The organism is Streptomyces sp. NPDC102451 (assembly GCF_044765485.1).
In the GTDB taxonomy this organism is placed as follows: domain Bacteria; phylum Actinomycetota; class Actinomycetes; order Streptomycetales; family Streptomycetaceae; genus Streptomyces.
On record NZ_JBIWKD010000003.1, the window covers coordinates 307881 to 329291 of the forward strand.

17 protein-coding genes are annotated in these 21411 nt (G+C 69.7%); 1 reads left to right on the plus strand and 16 read right to left on the minus strand.

Annotated elements, in window-relative coordinates:
- From recQ to ACIRD8_RS08515, 15 genes are all read right to left on the minus strand, one after another.
- Entirely contained in the window at positions 1 to 2013 is a 2013-nt protein-coding gene (gene recQ / locus ACIRD8_RS08445) for a DNA helicase RecQ (RefSeq protein ID WP_403987975.1), read from the minus strand.
- A gap of 117 nt (positions 2014 to 2130) precedes the next feature.
- On the minus strand, positions 2131 to 3795 hold the full coding sequence (nuoN, locus tag ACIRD8_RS08450; protein ID WP_187281804.1) for an NADH-quinone oxidoreductase subunit NuoN: 1665 nt from the start codon (positions 3793 to 3795) through the stop codon (positions 2131 to 2133).
- Positions 3792 to 5363 (minus strand): NADH-quinone oxidoreductase subunit M, encoded by a 1572-nt coding sequence (locus ACIRD8_RS08455; RefSeq protein ID WP_403987978.1) that lies wholly within the window; start codon positions 5361 to 5363, stop codon positions 3792 to 3794. Before ACIRD8_RS08455 ends, nuoN begins: the two co-directional genes overlap by 4 nt.
- A gap of 4 nt (positions 5364 to 5367) precedes the next feature.
- A complete protein-coding gene (gene nuoL, locus ACIRD8_RS08460; RefSeq protein ID WP_403987981.1) occupies positions 5368 to 7263 on the minus strand; it encodes an NADH-quinone oxidoreductase subunit L in 1896 nt (631 codons plus the stop codon).
- A gap of 12 nt (positions 7264 to 7275) precedes the next feature.
- Positions 7276 to 7575, minus strand: a complete 300-nt coding sequence (gene nuoK / locus ACIRD8_RS08465) for an NADH-quinone oxidoreductase subunit NuoK (protein WP_099173920.1) — start codon at positions 7573 to 7575, stop codon at positions 7276 to 7278.
- A complete protein-coding gene (locus tag ACIRD8_RS08470) occupies positions 7572 to 8444 on the minus strand; it encodes an NADH-quinone oxidoreductase subunit J (RefSeq protein ID WP_403987984.1) in 873 nt (290 codons plus the stop codon). The genes nuoK and ACIRD8_RS08470 overlap by 4 nt, the downstream gene beginning before the upstream one ends.
- A complete protein-coding gene (nuoI, locus tag ACIRD8_RS08475) occupies positions 8441 to 9037 on the minus strand; it encodes an NADH-quinone oxidoreductase subunit NuoI (RefSeq protein WP_403987987.1) in 597 nt (198 codons plus the stop codon). Before nuoI ends, ACIRD8_RS08470 begins: the two co-directional genes overlap by 4 nt.
- Positions 9030 to 10463 (minus strand): NADH-quinone oxidoreductase subunit NuoH, encoded by a 1434-nt coding sequence (gene nuoH, locus ACIRD8_RS08480; RefSeq protein WP_403987990.1) that lies wholly within the window; start codon positions 10461 to 10463, stop codon positions 9030 to 9032. The genes nuoI and nuoH overlap by 8 nt, the downstream gene beginning before the upstream one ends.
- Complete coding sequence (locus ACIRD8_RS08485; protein ID WP_403987993.1) at positions 10460 to 12967, minus strand: NADH-quinone oxidoreductase subunit G; 2508 nt, start codon at positions 12965 to 12967, stop codon at positions 10460 to 10462. Before ACIRD8_RS08485 ends, nuoH begins: the two co-directional genes overlap by 4 nt.
- Positions 12964 to 14340 (minus strand): NADH-quinone oxidoreductase subunit NuoF, encoded by a 1377-nt coding sequence (nuoF, locus tag ACIRD8_RS08490; protein WP_403987996.1) that lies wholly within the window; start codon positions 14338 to 14340, stop codon positions 12964 to 12966. Before nuoF ends, ACIRD8_RS08485 begins: the two co-directional genes overlap by 4 nt.
- Positions 14337 to 15167 carry an NADH-quinone oxidoreductase subunit NuoE gene (gene nuoE, locus ACIRD8_RS08495; RefSeq protein WP_403988689.1) on the minus strand — a complete coding sequence of 277 codons (831 nt, stop codon included), beginning with the start codon at positions 15165 to 15167 and terminating at the stop codon, positions 14337 to 14339. The genes nuoF and nuoE overlap by 4 nt, the downstream gene beginning before the upstream one ends.
- 29 nt (positions 15168 to 15196) lie before the next feature.
- The gene (locus ACIRD8_RS08500) at positions 15197 to 16519 is read right to left on the minus strand and encodes an NADH-quinone oxidoreductase subunit D (protein ID WP_403987999.1); all 1323 of its coding nucleotides are present in this window, start codon (positions 16517 to 16519) and stop codon (positions 15197 to 15199) included.
- Positions 16519 to 17235, minus strand: coding sequence for an NADH-quinone oxidoreductase subunit C (locus ACIRD8_RS08505; RefSeq protein WP_403988002.1), 717 nt, complete (start codon positions 17233 to 17235; stop codon positions 16519 to 16521). The genes ACIRD8_RS08500 and ACIRD8_RS08505 overlap by 1 nt, the downstream gene beginning before the upstream one ends.
- Positions 17232 to 17786 carry an NADH-quinone oxidoreductase subunit B family protein gene (locus tag ACIRD8_RS08510; protein ID WP_069171248.1) on the minus strand — a complete coding sequence of 185 codons (555 nt, stop codon included), beginning with the start codon at positions 17784 to 17786 and terminating at the stop codon, positions 17232 to 17234. Before ACIRD8_RS08510 ends, ACIRD8_RS08505 begins: the two co-directional genes overlap by 4 nt.
- Before the next feature lie 18 nt (positions 17787 to 17804).
- Positions 17805 to 18164, minus strand: a complete 360-nt coding sequence (locus tag ACIRD8_RS08515) for an NADH-quinone oxidoreductase subunit A (protein ID WP_003992243.1) — start codon at positions 18162 to 18164, stop codon at positions 17805 to 17807.
- Between the two features lie 814 nt (positions 18165 to 18978).
- Between ACIRD8_RS08515 and ACIRD8_RS08520 the strand changes: the two genes are divergently transcribed.
- Positions 18979 to 19788 (plus strand): C40 family peptidase, encoded by an 810-nt coding sequence (locus tag ACIRD8_RS08520; protein WP_403988005.1) that lies wholly within the window; start codon positions 18979 to 18981, stop codon positions 19786 to 19788.
- Positions 19789 to 19902: 114 nt separating this feature from the next.
- Here the strand turns inward: ACIRD8_RS08520 and mptB are convergent, their stop codons facing one another.
- Positions 19903 to 21378 (minus strand): polyprenol phosphomannose-dependent alpha 1,6 mannosyltransferase MptB, encoded by a 1476-nt coding sequence (gene mptB / locus ACIRD8_RS08525; protein WP_403988007.1) that lies wholly within the window; start codon positions 21376 to 21378, stop codon positions 19903 to 19905.
- Between the last annotated feature and the right edge of the window lie 33 nt (positions 21379 to 21411).

The following is a 21411-nucleotide window of genomic DNA, read 5'->3' on the forward strand; positions in this document are numbered from 1 at the left end:
TCAGTCGAACTCCGGCGGCTCCTCGTCCCAGCCGAACTCCGGGTCCGCGTCCTGGACCTGGGTCCGGGCGGGCGGCACCGGTGCGGGGGGCGCCTCGGACCTCGGCTCCGGCTTCGGCGCGGACGCCTCGGGCTTCGGCTCCGGGGCTACGGCGGCGGGGGCCGTGTCGGCCAGGCCCGCGAGCACCTCCAGCACCCCCTCGCCGTACGTCGCAAGCTTCTTCTCGCCGAGTCCGCTGACCCCGCCCAGCTCCGCCAGGGTCGTCGGGCGCAGCGCGGCGATCTCCCTCAGCGTCGCGTCGTGGAAGATCACGTACGCCGGGAGGCCCAGCTCCTTGGCCGTGGCGCCGCGCCAGGCGCGCAGCGCCTCGAAGACCGGGACGGCCTCGGCGGGGAGGTCGGCCACAGCGGCGGCCGACTTGGCCTTGCGCTCGCCCGACCCGCCGGACCGCGTCGTAGGCCGCTTCGGCTCCTTGCGGAGCATCACCTCGCGCTCCCGGCCGAGCACGGAGCCGCTCTCCTCGGTCAGCACCAGCGTGCCGTACTCCCCCTCGACGGCGAGCAGCCCCTGCGCCAGCAGCTGGCGCACCACACCCCGCCACTCAGCCTCGGCCAGCTCCTCGCCGATGCCGAAGACCGAGAGCTGGTCGTGGTCGAACTGGATGGTCTTCGCGGTCTTGCGGCCCAGCAGGATGTCGATGATCTGCCCGGCCCCGAACTTCTGGTTCCGCTCGCGCTTCAGCCGGACCACCGTGGACAGCAGCTTCTGGGAGACCACCGTGCCGTCCCAGGTCTCGGGCGGGCTCAGGCAGGTATCGCAGTTCCCGCAGGTCTGCTCGCCAGGCTCCTGGCCGAAGTACGTCAGGAGCTGGGCCCGGCGGCACTGCACGGTCTCGCAGAGCGCCAGCATCGAGTCGAGGTGCGAGGCAGCCCTGCGCCGGAAGGCCTCGTCGCCCTCGCCGCCCTGGATCAGCTTGCGCTGCTGGACGACGTCCTGGAGTCCGTACGCCATCCAGGCCGTGGACGGCGCCCCGTCACGCCCCGCGCGGCCGGTCTCCTGGTAGTACCCCTCGACGGACTTGGGGAGGTCCAGGTGGGCGACGAAGCGCACGTCGGGCTTGTCGATGCCCATGCCGAAGGCGATCGTCGCGACGACGACCAGGCCCTCCTCGCGCAGGAACCGCGACTGGTGGGCGGCGCGCGTGGAGGCGTCCAGGCCCGCGTGGTACGGCACGGCCTCGATGCCGTTGCGGCAGAGGTACTCGGCGGTCTTCTCCGTGGAGTTGCGCGAGAGGCAGTAGACGATCCCGGCGTCCCCCGCGTGCTCCTCCTTGAGGAAGGTCAGCAGCTGCTTCTTCGGGTCGGACTTCCCCACGATGCGGTACTGGATGTTGGGCCGGTCGAAGCTGGCCACGAAGTGCTTCGCGTCGGGCATGCCCAGGCGCTGGGTGATCTCCTTGTGCGTGGCGTCGGTGGCCGTCGCCGTCAGCGCGATGCGGGGGACGCCGGGCCAGCGCTCGCCCAGCACGGACAGGGCCAGGTAGTCGGGACGGAAGTCGTGGCCCCACTGGGCGACGCAGTGCGCCTCGTCGATGGCGAAGACGGAGATCTCACCGCGGGCCAGCAGCGCGAGCGTCGAGTCGAGGCGCAGCCGCTCGGGGGCCAGGTACAGCACGTCGAGCTCACCGGCGACGAACTGGGCCTCCATCGAGCGGCGCTCGTCGAAGTCCTGCGTGGAGTTCATGAAGCCGGCGCGGACCCCGAGGGCGCGCAGGGCGTCCACCTGGTCCTGCATGAGCGCGATCAGCGGGGAGATCACGACGCCGGTACCGGGCCTGACCAGGGCGGGGATCTGGTAGCAGAGGGACTTGCCGCCGCCGGTGGGCATGAGCACGACCGCGTCGCCGCCCTCGACGACATGGTCGATCACCGCGCCCTGCTCGCCGCGGAACGCCTCGTACCCGAACACCCGGTGCAGCGTCTGCTGCGCAGCGCCCTCGGTCGTCACAGTCATGGTCGCGCCCGTCCGTCCGTTTTCACCCGTCACCGGCAACCATAGGCGCCGCCTACGACAACGCCGGACGGGCTTGACTTTCCAAGGCCCGTCCGGCGTCGCGCTGTGCTCACTCCGTTACCGCACGAACACACCGGCCTGGCTCGCCAGGTCGAGGAAGTACTGCGGGGCCAGGCCCAGCACCAGGGTCACGGCGACCCCGACCGCGATCGTGGTCATCGTCAGCGGGGACGGGACGGCGACCGTGGGGCCGTCCGCCTTCGGCTCGCTGAAGAACATCAGGACGATGACCCGGATGTAGAAGAACGCGGCGATGGCCGACGAGATCACACCGACCACGACGAGACCGCCCGCACCGCCGTCCGCCGCCGCCTTGAAGACGGCGAACTTGCCGGAGAAGCCCGAGGTGAGCGGGATACCGGCGAAGGACAGCAGGAACACGGCGAAGACCGCTGCGGTCAGCGGTGAGCGCCGGCCGAGACCGGCCCACTTCGAGAGGTGGGTGGCCTCGCCGCCCGCGTCCCGGACCAGGGTGACGACGGCGAAGGCGCCGACCGTCACGAAGGAGTACACCCCGAGGTAGAAGAGGACCGAGGAGATGCCCTCCGGGCTCGCCGCGATGACACCGGCGAGGATGAAGCCCGCGTGGGCGATCGAGGAGTAGGCCAGGAGCCGCTTGATGTCGGTCTGGGTGATCGCGACGACCGCCCCGCCCAGCATCGTGACGATCGCCACGCCCCACATGACGGGGCGCAGGTCCCAGGTGAGGCCGGGCAGCACCACGTACAGCAGGCGGAGCAGCGCGCCGAACGCGGCGACCTTCGTGGCGGCGGCCATGAAGCCGGTGACCGGGGTCGGGGCTCCCTGGTAGACGTCCGGGGTCCACATGTGGAACGGGACCGCGCCGACCTTGAACAGCAGCCCCATGAGGAGCAGCGCCCCGCCGATCAGCAGCAGCGCGTCGTTGCCCATGGTCCCGGCGAGCGCCGGGTCGATCTGCTGGACGGAGCCGTCGACGACGTTGGCGATGCCGGCGTACGAGACGGTGCCCGCGTACCCGTAGAGCAGGGCGATCCCGAAGAGCAGGAAGGCCGAGGAGAACGCGCCGAGCAGGAAGTACTTCACGGCGGCTTCCTGCGACATCAGCCGCTTGCGGCGGGCGACGGCGCAGAGGAGGTACAGCGGGAGCGAGAAGACCTCCAGCGCGATGAACAGCGTCAGCAGGTCGTTGGCCGCCGGGAAGACCAGCATGCCCGCCACGGAGAAGAGGGCCAGCGGGAAGACCTCGGTCGTGGTGAACCCGGCCTTGACCGCCGCCTTCTCGCTGTCGCTGCCGGGCACCGAACCGGCCTGCGCGGCGAAGGAGTCCACCCGGTTTCCGCCGGCGGCCGGGTCGAGGCGCCGCTCGGCGAACGTGAAGACGGAGACCATGGAGACCAGCAGGATGGTGCCCTGGAGGAACAGGGCGGGTCCGTCGACGGCGACGGCGCCCATCGCGGCGATGTGCGCGTTCTTCGTGGCGTACCCGTCGGCGGCGAGCCCCACCACCGCGGCGAACGCGGCGGCGATCGCGACGATCGTCAGGAACACCTGGGTGGTGTAGCGGGCCCGTCGCGGGACGAAGGCCTCCACCAGGATCCCGAGGACGGCGGCACCGACGACGATCAGGACGGGCGCCAGTTGGGCGTACTCGATGGTCGGAGCGGTGAACCTGTCGCCCGGGGCGGCCGATGTCACCCCGCCCGCCGTCGTCCACAGGCTGTGGACAGCTGTTGCGCTCACTTGGCGGCCTCCACCTCGGGCTGGGGGTCCTTCTTCTGTACGTCGTGCATGGTGTGCTGGACCGCCGGGTTGACGACCTCGGTGAGCGGCTTCGGGAAGACGCCCAGGAAGATCAGCAGGGCGATCAGCGGAAGGGCCACCGCCAGCTCACGGACCTTGAGGTCGGGCATGCCCCCGATCCCCTCCCTGACCGGCCCCGTCATCGTCCGCTGGTAGAGGACGAGGACGTAGAGCGCGGCGAGCACGATGCCGACGGTGGCGATGATCCCGGCCACCGGGTACGCGCTGAACGCCCCGACCAGCACCAGGAACTCACTGACGAACGGCGCGAGCCCGGGCAGCGAGAGGGTGGCCAGGCCACCGATGAGGAAGGTCCCCGCCAGGAGGGGCGCCACCTTCTGCACCCCGCCGTAGTCGGCGATGAGCCGCGAGCCCCGCCGGGTGATCAGGAATCCGGCGACCAGCATCAGCGCGGCCGTCGAGATCCCGTGGTTGACCATGTAGAGCGTGGCGCCCGACTGGCCCTGGCTGGTCATCGCGAAGATGCCGAGCACGATGAAGCCGAAGTGCGAGATCGACGCGTAGGCGATGAGCCGCTTGATGTCGCGCTGGCCGACGGCGAGCAGGGCGCCGTAGACGATGGAGATCAGCGCCAGGACGAGGATCACCGGCGTGGCCCACTTGCTGGCCTCCGGGAACAGCTGGAGGCAGAAGCGGAGCATCGCGAAGGTGCCGACCTTGTCGACGACCGCTGTGATGAGGACGGCCACCGGGGTGGTCGCCTCCCCCATGGCGTTGGGCAACCAGGTGTGCAGCGGCCACAGCGGGGCCTTCACCGCGAAGGCGAAGAAGAACCCGAGGAACAGCCACCGCTCGGTGGAGGTCGCCATGTCCAGGGAGCCGTTGGCGCGGGCCTCGGCGATCTCCGAGAGCGAGAAGCTCCCCGCGACGACGTAGAGCCCGATGACGGCGGCCAGCATGATGAGCCCGCCGGCCAGGTTGTAGAGGAGGAACTTCACGGCGGCGTAACTGCGTTGCGCCGCGGCGTTCTCGTCGCTGCCCGAGTGCGCCCGGTCCCCGAAGCCTCCGATGAGGAAGTACATCGGGATGAGCATGGCTTCGAAGAGGATGTAGAAGAGGAAGACGTCGGTGGCGACGAAGGACAGGATCACCATCGCCTCGACCATGAGGATCAGGGCGAAGAAGCCCTGGGTCGGGCGCCAGCGGCTGGAGTTCGTCTCCAGGGGATCGGCGTCGTGCCAGCCGGCCAGGATCACGAAGGGGATCAGCAGCGCGGTGAGCGCGAGGAGCGCCACCCCGATGCCGTCCACGCCCAGTTCGTACCGGACACCGAAGTCGGCGATCCAGGCGTGCGATTCGGTGATCTGGTAGCGGTCGCCGCCCGGTTCGAAGCGGGCGAAGACGATGCCGGCCAGGACCAGCGTCGCCAGGGACACCACCAGGGCGAGCCACTTGGCCGCGGTGCGCCGGGCGGCCGGGACGGCGGCGGTGGCGATCGCGCCGATTGCCGGGAGCGCCGCCGTCGCTGTCAGGAGGGGAAAGGACATGGGATCAGACCGCCCTCATCAGCAGGGTCGCGGCGATGAGGACCGCCGCACCGCCGAACATCGAGACCGCGTAGGAGCGGGCATAGCCGTTCTGCAGCTTGCGCAGCCGGCCGGAGAGCCCGCCCATCGAAGCGGCCGTGCCGTTGACGACGCCGTCGACCAGGGTGTGGTCGACGTAGACCAGGGAGCGGGTGAGGTGTTCGCCGCCGCGGACCAGGACCACATGGTTGAAGTCGTCCTGGAGAAGGTCCCGGCGGGCCGCCCTGGTGAGCAGGGAGCCGCGCGGGGCGACGGCGGGGACGGGCCTGCGCCCGTACATCGCCCAGGCGATGGCGACACCGATGACCAGCACCACCATGGTGGCGGCGGTGACGGTGGTCGCGCTGACCGGGGCGTGTCCGTGGTCGTGTCCGGTGACGGGCTCCAGCCAGTGCAGGAAGCGGTCCCCGATGGAGAAGAACCCTCCGGCGAAGACCGACCCGAAGGCCAGCACGATCATCGGGACCGTCATGGACTTCGGTGACTCGTGCGGGTGCGGCTCATGGCCCTCTGCGTCGGGCTGCCAGCGCTTCTCGCCGAAGAACGTCAGCAGCATCACGCGCGTCATGTAGAACGCGGTGATCGCGGCGCCCAGCAGGGTGACCGCGCCGAGGATCCAGCCCTCGGTGCCGCCCTTGGCGAAAGCCGCCTCGATGATCTTGTCCTTGGAGAAGAAGCCGGACAGACCGGGGAACCCGATGATCGCGAGGTAGCCGAGGCCGAAGGTGACGAAGGTGACCGGCATGAACTTCCGCAGGCCGCCGTACTTCCGCATGTCCACCTCGTCGTTCATGCCGTGCATGACCGAACCGGCGCCGAGGAAGAGCCCGGCCTTGAAGAAGCCGTGCGTCACCAGGTGCATGATCGCGAAGACGTAACCGATGGGGCCGAGGCCCGCGGCGAGGATCATGTAGCCGATCTGCGACATCGTCGACCCGGCGAGTGCCTTCTTGATGTCGTCCTTCGCGCAACCGACGATCGCACCGAACAGGAGCGTGACGGCACCGACGACCACGACGACCAGCTGGGCGTCGGGCGCCTCGTTGAAGATCGCGCCGGAGCGGACGATGAGGTAGACGCCCGCGGTCACCATCGTGGCGGCGTGGATGAGGGCCGAGACCGGGGTCGGGCCCTCCATCGCGTCACCGAGCCAGGACTGCAGCGGCACCTGGGCCGACTTGCCACAGGCGGCGAGGAGCAGCATCAGGCCGATCGCCGTGAGCTTGCCCTCGCTCGTGTCCCCGGTCGCTTCGAGCACCGGCCCGAAGGCGAACGTGCCGAAGGTGGTGAACATCAGCATGATCGCGATGGACAGGCCCATGTCGCCGACCCGGTTGACCAGGAAGGCCTTCTTGGCGGCGGTGGCCGCACTGGGCTTGTGCTGCCAGAAGCCGATGAGCAGGTACGACGCCAGACCGACGCCCTCCCACCCGACGTACAGCAGGAGGTAGTTGTCGGCGATGACCAGGATGAGCATCGCCGCGAGGAAGAGGTTCAGATAGCCGAAGAAGCGGCGGCGGCGCTCGTCGTGCTCCATGTAGCCGATGGAGTAGATGTGGATCAGCGTGCCCACACCCGTGATCAGCAGGACGAACGTCATCGACAGCTGGTCGAGCTGGAAGGCCACGTCGGCCTGGAACCCCTCGACGGGGATCCAGCTGAACAGCTTCTGGTGCAGGGCGCGGTCCTCGGCGCCCTTGCCCAGCATGTCGGTGAACAGCACGACACCGACGACGAACGACGCGGCGGCGAGCACCGTGCCGATCCAGTGTCCGGTGCGGTCCAGCCGGCGGCCGCCGCAGAGCAGGACCGCCGCTCCGAGCAGGGGCGCCGCGACCAGCAGCGCAATCAGGTTTTCCACGATTCCGACCCCTTACAGCTTCATCAGGCTGGCGTCGTCGACCGAGGCCGAGTGGCGGGAGCGGAACAGCGACACGATGATCGCGAGCCCGATGACGACTTCCGCGGCGGCGACGACCATCGTGAAGAAGGCGATGATCTGGCCGTCGAGATTGCCGTGCATCCGGGAGAACGCGACGAGCGTGAGGTTGCAGGCGTTGAGCATCAGCTCGATGCACATGAACACCACGATCGCGTTCCGCCTGATCAGCACGCCGGAGGCGCCGATCGTGAACAAAAGGGCCGCGAGGTAGAGGTAGTTGACGGGATTCACTTGGCGACCTCCTCCTCTTCTTCCGCCTGGTCACGGGCCGGCCCGCGGTCAGGGGCCGGTGTGCGGTCACGCCCGAGCCGCTCCCCCGAGCGCTGTTCCAGCGCCTTGAGGTCGGCGAGCGACTCGTCGGACACGTCGCGGATCTGACCGCGCTGCCGCAGCGTCTGCATGACGGTGAGCTCGGACGGGGTCCCGTCCGGGAGCAGACCCGCGATGTCCACGGCGTTGTGCCGGGCGTAGACACCCGGGGCGGGCAGCGGCGGCACATGGCTGCTGCGCACCCGGTCCTGGGAGAGCTCGCGCTGTGTCCTGGCGCGCTCGGTGCGCTCGCGGTGCGTGAGCAGCATCGCGCCGACGGTCGCCGTGATCAGTAGGGCGCCGGTGATCTCGAACGCGAAGACGTACTTGGTGAAGATGAGGTTGGCGAGGCCCTCGACGTTTCCGCCATGGCGGGCGTTCGCCGTCCCCAGGCCATTGAAGGTCTTCAGCGACGCCTGCCCGATGCCGGCGATCAGCAGGACGCCGAAGCCGAGTCCGCAGGCGGCGGCCAGCCAGCGCTGGCCCTTGAGCGTCTCCTTCAGCGAGTCCGCCGCCGTGACACCGACGAGCATGACCACGAAGAGGAAGAGCATCATGATCGCGCCGGTGTAGACGACGACCTGGACGATGCCCAGGAAGTAGGCGCCGTTGGCGAGGTAGAACACCGCCAGCACGATCATGGTGCCGGCGAGCGACAGCGCGCTGTGCACCGCCTTCTTCATCAGGACGGTGGAGAGCGCGCCGATGACGGCGACGGTGCCGAGGATCCAGAACTGGACGGCCTCGCCGGTCGAGGTGGTGGTGGCCGCTGCGGCCAGGGCCGAGGTCATGCGTCCACCTCCTTGTCCGCTTCTCCCTTGGACACGGCGACCTGGCGCTCCGTACCGGGAGCGGCCTCGGTCACCAGGCCCCGGTAGTAGTCCTGTTCGTCCATGCCGGGGAAGATCGCGTGCGGGCTGTCGACCATGCCTTCGTCGAGCCCCGCGAGCAGCTCGTCCTTGGTGTAGATGAGGCTCTCGCGGGTGGTGTTGGCGAGCTCGAACTCGTTGGTCATGGTCAGGGCCCGGGTGGGGCACGCCTCGATGCAGAGGCCGCAGAGGATGCAGCGCGCGTAGTTGATCTGGTAGACGCGGCCGTAGCGCTCGCCCGGGGAGTAGCGCTCCTCGTCGGTGTTGTCCGCGCCCTCGACGTAGATCGCGTCCGCCGGACACGCCCAGGCGCAGAGCTCGCAGCCGACGCACTTCTCCAGCCCGTCCGGGTGACGGTTGAGCTGGTGCCGGCCGTGGAAGCGCGGCGCTGTCACCTTCTGCGTTTCCGGGTACTGCTCGGTGAGCCGCTTCTTGAACATGGCCTTGAAGGTCACGCCGAAGCCGGCCACAGGATTCTGGAACTTCTCCCCTGAGGGGTCTGATGATTCAGACACCGTCGGCCTCCCTTCCGTCACTCGAACTTCCGGCACTCGAACGTCCGGCACTCACATGGTCGTCACTCTGAGTATCCGGCCCACCACTGACAACGAGCTCCCGCTCACGTCGCGGCCCCCTGCGCGGCACCGGCGGCAGCGTCTGGCCGGGCAGTGGCGGCACGGGGAATCCGCCCGCCATCGGGTCGAACGCCGGCTCCGGTCCGGCCGCCTCCTCGGCGGCCTTGGCCTTGCGGTCGCGGAACGTGTCGGCGACGAAGGAGACCAGCAGGACCGCGATCACGGCCCCGGCGACGTACAGCAGGATCTTCGAGTAGTCGTAGCCCTCGTTGTTCAGCGCCCTGACGGTGGCGACCAGCATCAGCCAGACCACGGAGACCGGGATCAGGACCTTCCAGCCGAGCTTCATCAGCTGGTCGTAGCGGACGCGGGGCAGGGTGCCGCGCAGCCAGATGAAGAAGAAGAGGAGCAGCTGCACCTTGACGACGAACCAGAGCATCGGCCACCAGCCGTGGTTCGCGCCCTCCCAGAAGGTGCTGATCGGGTACGGAGCCCGCCAGCCGCCCAGGAAGAGGGTCACGGAGACCGCGGAGACGGTCACCATGTTGACGTACTCGGCGAGCATGAACATCGCGAACTTGATCGACGAGTACTCGGTGTTGAAGCCGCCGACGAGGTCGCCCTCGGACTCCGGCATGTCGAACGGGGCGCGGTTCGTCTCGCCGACCATCGTGACGACGTAGATGATGAAGGAGACCGGCAGCAGGAGGATGAACCAGCGGTCCTCCTGGGCGGCCACGATCTCCGACGTCGACATCGAGCCCGAGTAGAGGAACACCGAGGCGAACGCGGCACCCATCGCGATCTCGTAGCTGATCATCTGGGCGCAGGAGCGCAGACCGCCGAGCAGCGGGTACGTCGATCCGGAGGACCAGCCGGCCAGCACGATGCCGTAGATGCCGACCGAGGCGACCGCGAGGATGTACAGCATCGCGATCGGCAGGTCGGTCAGCTGCATCGTCGTACGGTGGCCGAAGATCGAGACCTCGTTGCCGGCCGGGCCGAAGGGGATCACGGCGATCGCCATGAACGCCGGTGCGGCGGCCACGATCGGGGCCAGGATGTAGACGACCTTGTCGGCCCGCTTGACGACGACGTCTTCCTTGAGCATCAGCTTGATGCCGTCGGCGAGCGACTGGAGCATGCCCCAGGGGCCGTGCCGGTTGGGGCCGATGCGCAGCTGCATCCAGGCGACGACCTTGCGCTCCCACACGATGGAGAAGAGCACGGTCACCATCAGGAACGCGAAGCAGAACACCGCCTTGACGACGACGAGCCACCAGGGGTCCGTGCCGAACATCGAGAGGTCCTCGGCGGCGAGGACGGTGCCCCGCGGTGCCGCGGCGAGTTGAGCGAGGCCGGTCACTCTCCTACCTCCGTAGTCACGACGTGGGAGCCCGGGGCGGCCGGACCGATCCGGACCAGTCCGCCCGGCTGGGCGCCGGTGTCGGCGGGGACGCCCCGGCCGACGGAGTTGAGGGGCACCCAGACCACCCGGTCCGGCATCTCGGTCACCGCCAGGGTGAGTTCGGTGGTGCCGGCGGGGCCGGTGACGGCCAGCAGATCGCCGTCCTTCACCCCGGACTCGGCCGCGGTGGCCGGGGACAGCCGGGCGACGGCCGCGTGCCGCGTGCCGGCCAGCGCCTCGTCGCCCTCCTGGAGCCGGCCCCGGTCGAGCAGCATCCGGTGGCCCGCGAGGACCGCCTCGCCGTCGCCGGGCCGGGGCACCGGGCGGGACGTCGCCCGCGGGTCGTCGGCGAAGCCGTCCTGCCGCCCGCCGAGGCGGTCGAGCTCGCGGCGGGCCGCCTTCAGGTCGGGCAGGGCGAGGTGTACGTCGAGTGCGTCGGCCAGCATGTGCAGCACCCGCGCGTCGGTCGGGCAGAGCGTCCTCGGCAGTTGCTCGGGCTTGAGCGCGGCCTCGAACATCCGCGCCCTGCCCTCCCAGTTGAGGAAGGTGCCGGACTTCTCCGCGACGGCCGCGACGGGAAGGACCACGTCGGCGCGGTCGGTGACCGCGCCGGGCCGCAGCTCCAGCGAGACCAGGAAGCCGACCTCGTCCAGCGCGCGCAGCGCGCCCGCCGGGTCGGGCAGGTCCTCCGGGTCGACGCCCGCGACCAGCAGCGCACCCAGCTCACCGGTGGTCGCGGCCTCCAGGATCTGGCCGGTGTCGCGGCCGAAACCGGAGGGGAGTTCGGCGACGCCCCAGACGGACGCCACCTCCTCCCGGGCCCGCGGATCCGTCGCGGGACGGCCGCCGGGCAGCAGCGACGGGAGCGCGCCCGCCTCCAGTGCGCCGCGCTCGCCGGCCCTGCGCGGGATCCACACCAGTGCGGCCCCGGTCGCCGTGGCGGTGCGCAGCGCGGCGGTCAGCCCGCCGGGCACCGCGGCGAGCCGCTCGCCCACCACGATCACGGCGCCCTCGCCGCGCAGCGCCTCGGCCGCGGCGGCCCCTTCGGCCTCCAGGCCGACGCCGCCCGCGAGGGCGTCCAGCCATTCGGTCTCGGTGCCCGGTGCGGCGGGAAGCAGGGTGCCGCCCGCCTTCTCCAGGCCCCGGCTGGTGTGCGAGGCGAGTGCGAACGTCCGCTGCCCGTGCTTGCGGAAGGCCTTGCGGAGCCGCAGGAAGACGCCGGGCGCCTCCTCCTCGGACTCGAAGCCGGCCAGCAGGACGGCCGGCGCCTTCTCCAGCGCGGTGTAGGTGACCCCGCTGCCGTCCAGGTCACGGCCACGGCCGGCGACCCGTGCGGCGAGGAAGTCGGCCTCCTCACCGCTGTGGACCCGGGCCCGGAAGTCGATGTCGTTGGTGTCGAGGGCGACCCGCGCGAACTTGCTGTACGCGTAGGCGTCCTCGACGGTCAGCCGGCCACCGGTCAGCACGCCTGCCCTGCCGCGCGCCCCCGAGAGTCCGGTGGCCGCGGCTTCCAGCGCCTCGGGCCAGCTCGCCGGTTCCAGAACCCCGTCCGCGTTGCGTACGAGCGGAGTGGTGAGCCGGTCGCGCTGCTGGGCGTAACGGAAGCCGAAGCGGCCCTTGTCGCAGAGCCACTCCTCGTTGACCTCGGGGTCGTTGGCGGCGAGCCGCCGCATGACCTTGCCGCGCCGGTGGTCGGTCCGGGTCGCGCAGCCGCCGGCGCAGTGCTCGCACACGGAGGGCGTCGACACCAGGTCGAAGGGCCGGGAGCGGAAGCGGTACGCCGCCGAGGTCAGCGCCCCGACCGGGCAGATCTGGATGGTGTTCCCGGAGAAGTACGACTCGAAGGGGTCGCCCTCGCCGGTGCCGACCTGCTGGAGAGCCCCGCGCTCGATCAGCTCGATCATCGGGTCGCCCGCCACCTGGTTGGAGAACCGGGTGCAGCGCGCGCAGAGCACGCACCGCTCACGGTCCAGCAGCACCTGGGTGGAGATCGGGACGGGCTTCTCGAAGGTGCGCTTCTTCCCGTCGAAGCGGGAGTCGGCGCCGCCGTGCGACATCGCCTGGTTCTGCAGGGGGCACTCGCCGCCCTTGTCGCAGACCGGGCAGTCCAGCGGGTGGTTGATGAGGAGGAGCTCCATCACCCCCTTCTGGGCCTTCTCCGCGACGGGCGAGGTGATCTGCGACTTCACGACCATGCCGTCGGTGCACGTGATGGTGCAGGACGCCATCGGCTTGCGCTGGCCCTCGACCTCGACGATGCACTGCCGGCAGGCGCCGGCCGGGTCGAGGAGCGGGTGGTCGCAGAAGCGCGGGATCTCGATGCCGAGGAGTTCGGCGGCGCGGATGACCAGGGTTCCCTTGGGGACGCTGATCTCGATGCCGTCGATCGTGAGCGTGACGAGGTCCTCGGGCGGAACGGCCGCCTCGCCGCCCCCGGAGGGCGCACTCGTGGTGACTGTCATGCGTTCACCCCCCGGTGAGCGTTCTTGTCGTCTTTGCCGTCGGCCCAGAGGGTCGACCTGGCCGGGTCGAAGGGGCAGCCCTTGCCGGTGATGTGCTGCTCGTACTCCTCGCGGAAGTACTTCAGCGAGGAGAAGATCGGCGAGGCGGCGCCGTCACCGAGGGCGCAGAAGGACTTGCCGTTGATGTTGTCGGCGATGTCGTTGAGCTTGTCGAGGTCGGCCATCTGTCCCTTGCCGGCCTCGATGTCGCGAAGCAGCTGGACCAGCCAGTACGTCCCCTCGCGGCAGGGCGTGCACTTGCCGCAGGACTCATGGGCGTAGAACTCGGTCCAGCGGGTGACGGCCCGCACCACACAGGTGGTCTCGTCGAAGCACTGCAGCGCCTTGGTGCCGAGCATCGATCCGGCGGCGCCGACGCCCTCGTAGTCCAGGGGGACGTCGAGGTGCTCCTCGGTGAACATCGGGGTGGAGGAGCCGCCCGGTGTCCAGAACTTCAGGCGGTGCCCGGCCCGGATGCCGCCGCTCATGTCGAGCAGCTGGCGCAGGGTGATGCCGAGCGGGGCCTCGTACTGGCCGGGGCTGGTGACGTGTCCGCTGAGCGAGTACAGCGTGAAGCCCGGGGACTTCTCGCTGCCCATCGACTTGAACCAGTCCTTGCCCTTGTTCAGGATCGCGGGAACCGAGGCGATGGACTCGACGTTGTTCACCACGGTGGGGCAGGCGTACAGACCGGCGACCGCGGGGAAGGGCGGACGCAGCCGGGGCTGGCCGCGCCGTCCTTCGAGCGAGTCGAGCAGCGCCGTTTCCTCACCGCAGATGTAGGCACCCGCGCCCGCGTGCACGGTGAGTTCCAGGTCGAGCCCGGAGCCGAGGATGTTCGTCCCCAGGTAGCCCGCCTCGTACGCCTCACGCACGGCCTCGTGCAGCCTCCGCAGTACGGGGACGACCTCGCCGCGCAGATAGATGAAGGCGTGCGAGGAGCGGATCGCGTAACAGGCGATCACGATGCCCTCGATGAGGCTGTGCGGGTTGGCGAAGAGGAGCGGAATGTCCTTGCAGGTCCCGGGCTCCGACTCGTCGGCGTTGACCACGAGATAGTGCGGCTTGCCGTCGCCCTGCGGGATGAACTGCCACTTCATCCCGGTGGGGAAGCCCGCGCCCCCGCGTCCGCGCAGACCGGAGTCCTTGACGTACGCGATGAGGTCGTCGGGCGCCATGGCCAGGGCCTTGCGCAGTCCCTCGTACCCGTCGTGGCGGTGGTAGGTGTCGAGGGTCCAGGACTCCGGCTCGTCCCAGAAGGAGGAGAGGACGGGGGCCAGGAGCTTCTCCGGGCTGGTCCCGTTCTTGTCGATCTCGGCTGCCAACGTCATCACTCCCCCTCCTCGGCGGTGGGCCCGGCCGGGTTGTCCGGGTCGGAGGCCGAGGTCTGCTGTGGCGCGTCATGGGAGCTGAGGTGCTCGGCGCCCTTCTGCGGTTCGTCGAGCGGTGCCTCGTCGCCCGCCCGCTCGCCCCGCTGTCCGACCACGCGCGCCTGCGGTGCGGCCTCGCCCCTGGCGAGCTTCAGCCCGACCAGGGAGGCGGCCCCCGCCCCGCCGCTCGCTTCGACGGCGCCGGGGCGCTCGTCGGGGAAGCCGGCCAGGATCCGGGCCGTCTCCTTGTACGTACAGAGGGGTGCGCCGCGGGTGGGCTCGACGGTGCGGCCGGCGATCAGGTCGTCCACGAGCCGCGTCGCGGTCTCCGGCGTCTGGTTGTCGAAGAACTCCCAGTTGACCATCACGACGGGCGCGAAGTCGCAGGCCGCGTTGCACTCGATGTGTTCGAGGGTGACCTTGCCGTCGTCGGTCGTCTCGTCGTTGCCGACGCCCAGGTGGTCCTTGAGCTGGTCGAAGATGGCGTCGCCGCCCATGACCGCGCAGAGGGTGTTGGTGCAGACCCCGACCTGGTAGTCACCGCTCGGCTTGCGTCGGTACATCGTGTAGAAGGTGGCGACCGCGGTGACCTCGGCGGTGGTGAGGCCGAGCTGGTCGGCGCAGAAGGCCATGCCCGTACGGGAGACGTATCCCTCCTCGGACTGCACCAGGTGCAGCAGCGGCAGGAGCGCGGAACGGCTGCCGGGGTAGCGGGCGATCACCTCCTTCGCGTCCGCTTCGAGCCGGGCGAGCACCTCGGCCGGGTAGGCGGGGGCGGGGAGCTGCGGCATCCCCAGGCTGACTTCTTGGTTGGATGCGGTCACCGGTCGACGCCTCCCATCACGGGGTCGATGGACGCGACGGCGACGATGACGTCGGCGACCTGGCCGCCCTCGCACATCGCCGCCATGGCCTGCAGATTGGTGAAGGACGGGTCGCGGAAGTGGACCCGGAAGGGGCGCGTGCCGCCGTCCGAGACGACGTGCACGCCGAGTTCGCCCTTGGGGGACTCGATGGCGGTGTACGTCTGCCCGGCCGGGACCCGGAAGCCCTCGGTCACCAGCTTGAAGTGGTGGATCAGGGCCTCCATGGAGGTGCCCATGATCTTCTTGATGTGGTCGAGCGAGTTGCCGAGCCCGTCGGGTCCCAGCGCGAGCTGCGCGGGCCAGGCGATCTTCTTGTCGGCGACCATGACCGGGCCCGGCTCCAGCCGGTCCAGGCACTGCTCGACGATCCTGAGCGACTGGCGCATCTCCTCCAGCCGGATGAGGAAGCGGCCGTAGGAGTCGCAGGTGTCCGCGGTGGGCACGTCGAAGTCGTAGGTCTCGTAGCCGCAGTACGGGTCGGTCTTGCGCAGGTCGTGCGGGAGTCCGGCGGACCTGAGGACCGGGCCGGTGGCGCCGAGCGCCATGCAGCCGGTCAGGTCGAGGTATCCGACGTCCTGCATACGGGCCTTGAAGATGGGGTTGCCGGTCGCAAGCTTGTCGTACTCCGGCAGGTTCTTCTTCATGGTCTTGATGAACTCGCGGAGCCGGTCGATCGCGCCCATCGGCAGGTCCTGGGCGAGGCCGCCGGGCCGGATGAACGCGTGGTTCATCCGGAGGCCGGTGATCAGCTCGAAGAGATCGAGAACGAGTTCACGATCGCGGAAGCCGTAGATCATGATCGTCGTGGCGCCGAGCTCCATGCCGCCGGTGGCGATGCACACCAGGTGCGAGGAGATCCGGTTGAGTTCCATCAGGAGCACGCGCAGGACGGTGGCCCGGTCCGGGATCTGGTCCTCGATGCCGAGGAGCTTCTCGACCCCGAGGCAGTAGGCCGCCTCGTTGAAGAACGGGGTGAGGTAGTCCATGCGGGTGACGAAGGTGGTGCCCTGCGTCCAGTTCCGGAATTCGAGGTTCTTCTCGATACCGGTGTGGAGGTAGCCGATGCCGCAGCGGGCCTCGGTGACGGTCTCGCCGTCGATCTCCAGGATCAGCCGCAGCACGCCGTGCGTGGACGGGTGCTGGGGGCCCATGTTGACGATGATGCGTTCGTCGTCGGACTTGGCGGCGGATTCGACGACCTCGTCCCAGTCGCCGCCGGTGACTGTATATACAGTCCCCTCGGTCGTGGCACGGGGTGTCGCGTGGGGAGTGGTCATCAGGAGTACGACCTCCGCTGGTCCGGAGCCGGGATCTGGGCGCCCTTGTACTCGACGGCGATGCCGCCGAGCGGGTAGTCCTTGCGCTGCGGGAAGCCCTGCCAGTCGTCCGGCATCATGATCCGGGTCAGGGCCGGGTGCCCGTCGAAGACGAGACCGAAGAAGTCGTACGCCTCGCGCTCGTGCCAGTCGTTGGTCGGATAGACCTCGACGAGGGACGGGATGTGCGGGTCGCTGTCCGGGGCCGACACCTCCAGGCGGATCAGCCGCCCGTGGGTGAGCGAGCGCAGGTGGTAGACCGCGTGCAGCTCGCGCCCCTTGTCCCCCAGGTAGTGGACACCGCTGACGCCCGTACAGAGCTCGAAGCGCAGGGCGGGGTCGTCGCGCAGGGTGCGGGCGACCTGGACCAGGTGCTCGCGTGCGATGTGGAAGGTCAGCTCGCCCCGGTCGACGACGGTCTTCTCGATGGCATTCACCGGGAGCAGGTCCTGTTCCTCCAGGGCCCCTTCCAGCTCGTCGGCCACCTCGTCGAACCAGCCGCCGTACGGTCGGGAGGTGGCCCCCGGCAGGGTCACCGTGCGGACGAGACCGCCGTAGCCGGAGGTGTCACCGCCGTTGTTGGCACCGAACATCCCCTTACGTACGCCGATGACCTCACCGGAGTCGTCGCGCGGGACGGGCACCTGCCCGCCGTTGCCGTTCTGTTCCTCGCTCATCGCAGCAGCCCCTTCATCTCGATCAGGGGGAGTGCGTTGAGCGCCGCCTCCTCCGCCTCGCGGGCGGCCTCCTCCGCGTTGACCCCGAGCTTGGAGCCCTGGATCTTCTGGTGGAGCTTGAGGATGGCGTCGATCAGCATCTCGGGACGCGGCGGGCATCCCGGCAGATAGATGTCGACCGGGACAATATGATCAACACCCTGAACAATGGCGTAATTATTGAACATTCCACCCGATGACGCACAAACCCCCATGGAGATGACCCACTTGGGGCTCGGCATCTGGTCGTAGACCTGCCGCAGGACGGGTGCCATCTTCTGGCTGACCCGCCCTGCGACGATCATCAGATCCGCCTGCCGCGGCGATCCGCGGAAGACCTCCATCCCGAAACGGGCCAGGTCGTACCGCCCTGCACCGGTCGTCATCATCTCGATGGCGCAGCAGGCGAGGCCGAACGTGGCGGGGAAGACGGACGATTTCCGTACCCAGCCGGCGGCCTGCTCAACGGTGGTCAGCACGAAGCCGCTCGGCAGCTTCTCTTCGAGTCCCATGGTGTGCCCCTCAGCCCCTCAGTCCCATTCCAGGCCGCCCCGGCGCCACACATACGCGTAGGCGACGAAGACGGTGAGCACGAAGAGCAGCATCTCCACGAGCCCGAAGATCCCCAGGGCGTCGAAGGTGACCGCCCAGGGATAGAGGAAGACGATCTCGATGTCGAAGACGATGAACAGCATCGCCGTCAGGTAGTACTTGATGGGGAAACGGCCGCCTCCGGCTGGCGTGGGGGTGGGTTCGATGCCGCACTCGTACGCTTCGAGCTTTGCCCGGTTGTACCGCTTGGGGCCGATAAGCGTGGCCATGACCACGGAGAAGATCGCAAACCCTGCCCCGAGGGCGCCGAGCACGAGGATGGGCGCGTAGGCATTCACGCTCCTCGCTCCTTCCAGTCGTCCTTGACCGTTGGACCGCATCGGGCGACCGGCTCGCCACCTCACCAAGATCGTGCACATGTGAGGCAGTTCACAAGCCCGACTGCCCCGCATCCTATGCCTGCCGTCCTGTGATCTGCGACACGGGGTACAGCAACGTCTTTGTGATCTCCACCACCTGACGAACGATCATGAAGTCGGATGAGCGGTGATCTTCACACGCGAAGCGGCCGTGCGGTTACGAGACGTGACATCTCGCGGCGTTACCGCTGGTCAAAGGCGCATGGCTCTATCAATCGACAGCCCATACAGGCAAATTGGCGGTGGACGCCGAGCTGGTGATATAGGGATCGGCCGCATTTCGGGGCCACTCGGACGGGGGGCCTCCGGTACCGATGTGGACAATGCGCACGCATTCACGACCCGATGGCCGCCCCTCCGACGGACGGCCATGGAAACGGACATGACTCACCAATAGGTCAGGTCGCCCCGCGGTGGCGGCCGGCCCCGCTCCGCACGCGGCGCGCGTCCGCGCGGTTGCCTCTCACAGGAGACTCATGCTGTGACCTGCGCCACTCCATGCGGGCTTCAAGAACAGCGGGCTTGGCCAACCGTGTGAACGGATGGTAAGCGACGGGCAATTCGGGCGTATCGAAAGAACCCCGTGATCACAGCGGTGCGCAGGCGTGCCCGTTTTGCCCGTTAGGGCGTCAATAAGGGCCCCGAATAAGCGGATTCACAGATTCCGAACGTAACTGTGTCGCAACACACGTTTCTTGATGGGACCCCTACAGCCCTGATAGCGCTAGTACTCATGTCCCACACCGCTCACATACCCAGCCACCGGAAGCCCCGCCAGAGCGCCTCGAAGACGGCGCTGCGGGCAGGAGTTGCCGGTGGCGTCCTCAGCACCATCGCGGTCGCAGGTGCCGCAGGCCCGGCCCAGGCCGAGCCGGTGACCCAGACCATCGAGATGCCCACCATCACGGCCGGGCTCTCCACATCCGTCGCCGCGTCCGCGCAGGCAACCCAGGCGGTCGCTCTCGACCTCGAGACGCAGGCTCACGAGGACGCCGCGGCCGCCACCGCCGCCAAGACCGCCAAGAAGGCCAAGGCCGAGGCGGTCCGCAAGGCGGAGGCCAAGAAGAAGGCCGAAGCAGCCGCCAAGGCCAAGGCGGAGGCCGCCGAGCGCGCCTCCCGCACCGCCGAGCGCACCACGCTCAGCGCCTCCACCGGCTCGTCCTCCTCCTCGTCGTCGTCCAGCGCCACCGGGTCCGCCGCGTCCGTCATCGCGTTCGCGCAGTCCCAGATCGGCGATGCGTACGTCTCCGGCGGCACCGGCCCGAACTCGTGGGACTGCTCGGGTCTGGTCCAGGCCGCCTTCGGCTCGGTCGGCATCGACCTGCCGCGCGTCTCGCAGAGCCAGTCGACCGCCGGGACCCAGGTCTCGCTCGACAACCTCCAGCCCGGCGACATCCTGTACTGGGGCGGCGCAGGCAGCGCGTACCACGTCGGGATCTACGTGGGCGGCGGCCAGTTCGTCGGCGCGCAGAACTCCAGCACCGGCGTCGTGCAGAAGTCCCTGGACTACGACCCGCCGTCGGGCGCCGTCCGCGTTCTCTGATTCACAAGCCGATTCACAAGCTGATTCACCAGCCGATTCGCCGGCTGCTCCAGCAGATCCGCGCGTCCGGGCACGACCACGGGCCGTCACCCACGCTCAGGTGACGGCCCGTCGTCATGCCCCGGTACGGAGACCGGCCTCGCGGCCCGCGGCCCGGCGCTGACCGGGCAGCAGCGGCTTCCCGTGCGCGGCTGCCTCCCGACGCAGGAGCAGCGCCCCGGCCACACAGGTGAGTCCGGCGAGCACGAAGCCGTACGGCGGGGTCGAGCCCGAGGGCTGCGTCTCGTAGACGAGTGCCGCCGAGAGCACGATCAGCACGTCCCGGACCTTGCTGTCGGCCGCGGTGGCGGCGAGCACGGCCGTCCCCCAGAGCAGGTACCACGGCTGCACCATCGGGGAGAGCGCCACCAGGGCCACCAGCCCGAGGCCCAGCCCGTGCACCGCTTCCAGCCGTCCGGCGGCGGAGCGCCACGCCAGCAGCAGGATCAGGGCGACCCCCGCGGCCAGGCTCAGATTCTGCACGGCGGCCTTCACCGGGTCCGGATCGGTCCCGGCGAGCAGCCGCAGGAGGTGGCCGAGCCCGAGGCCCAGATCGCTGCTCACCGAGAGCGCGGTGTGGATCCGCCCCGCGACGCCCTGCGTGCCCACCCAGCCGAAGCCGGTCCCGCCGAGCAGCGTCATCAGCACCACGACCGCCCCGGCCACCGCCCCCGGGCCGATCAGCCCCTTCGCCACCCGGCGTACGAGCCCTCCGCCGGCGGCCCGGCCCACCAGGACGGCGACGAACAACAGCGCCACCGCCGCCGGGGTCTTGACCATCATGGCGAGCCCGATGAGCACCGAGCCGCCGATCCATCTCCCGCGCAGCGCGAGCACGACGCCCGCCAGCATCAGGCCGATCATCAGCCCGTCGTTGTGGAGACCGCCCGCCACGTGCATCAGCAGCAGCGGGTTCAGCGCGCCCAGCCACAACGCGGCGCCCGGGCTGCGGCCGTGCTCCCGCGCCAGGTGCGGCAGCGCCCAGGCGATCAGCGCCAGCGCCGCCAGGGCGATCAGCCGCATCGCGAGGACGGCGGGCACGATCGTGCCGCCGGTCGCCCAGGCCACGCCGCGCGCCAGGACGAGGAAGAACGGGCCGTACGGCGCCGGGGTGTCGGTCCAGTGACCGCCGACGCTCGCGGCGGCGTCCCCGCCCGGTCCGGCGGGATCCAGCACGGACGGGCCCACCTCGTAGACGTCATGGCCTTCGAGGACCATCGCGCCCTGGGCGATGTAGCTGTAGACGTCGGCGCTGTAGAGCGGCGGGGCCACCACGAACGGCGCGGCCCACCACACCAGGGTGACCAGGCTGTCCCGTACGCCGGCGCCCGTCCTGCCGTACAGCCACCAGGCGACGACGAGCACGGTCAGCCCGCCGTACGCCAGGGCGTGACCGGCCGCGGTGGCGGCGGTGCCGTGCGGCACCCAGAGCCCCCACGGGTCATGGGCGGGCAGCGTCCCGACGGCCCAGCCGCCCACGACGGCCGCCGTCGCCCCTGCCGCCCCCAGCAGGCGGTACCTTCCGCCGTTCCCTGTCCCCGGTGCCCGCATGGTCCGCAAACCTATCGCAGGGGCCGGGGCGGC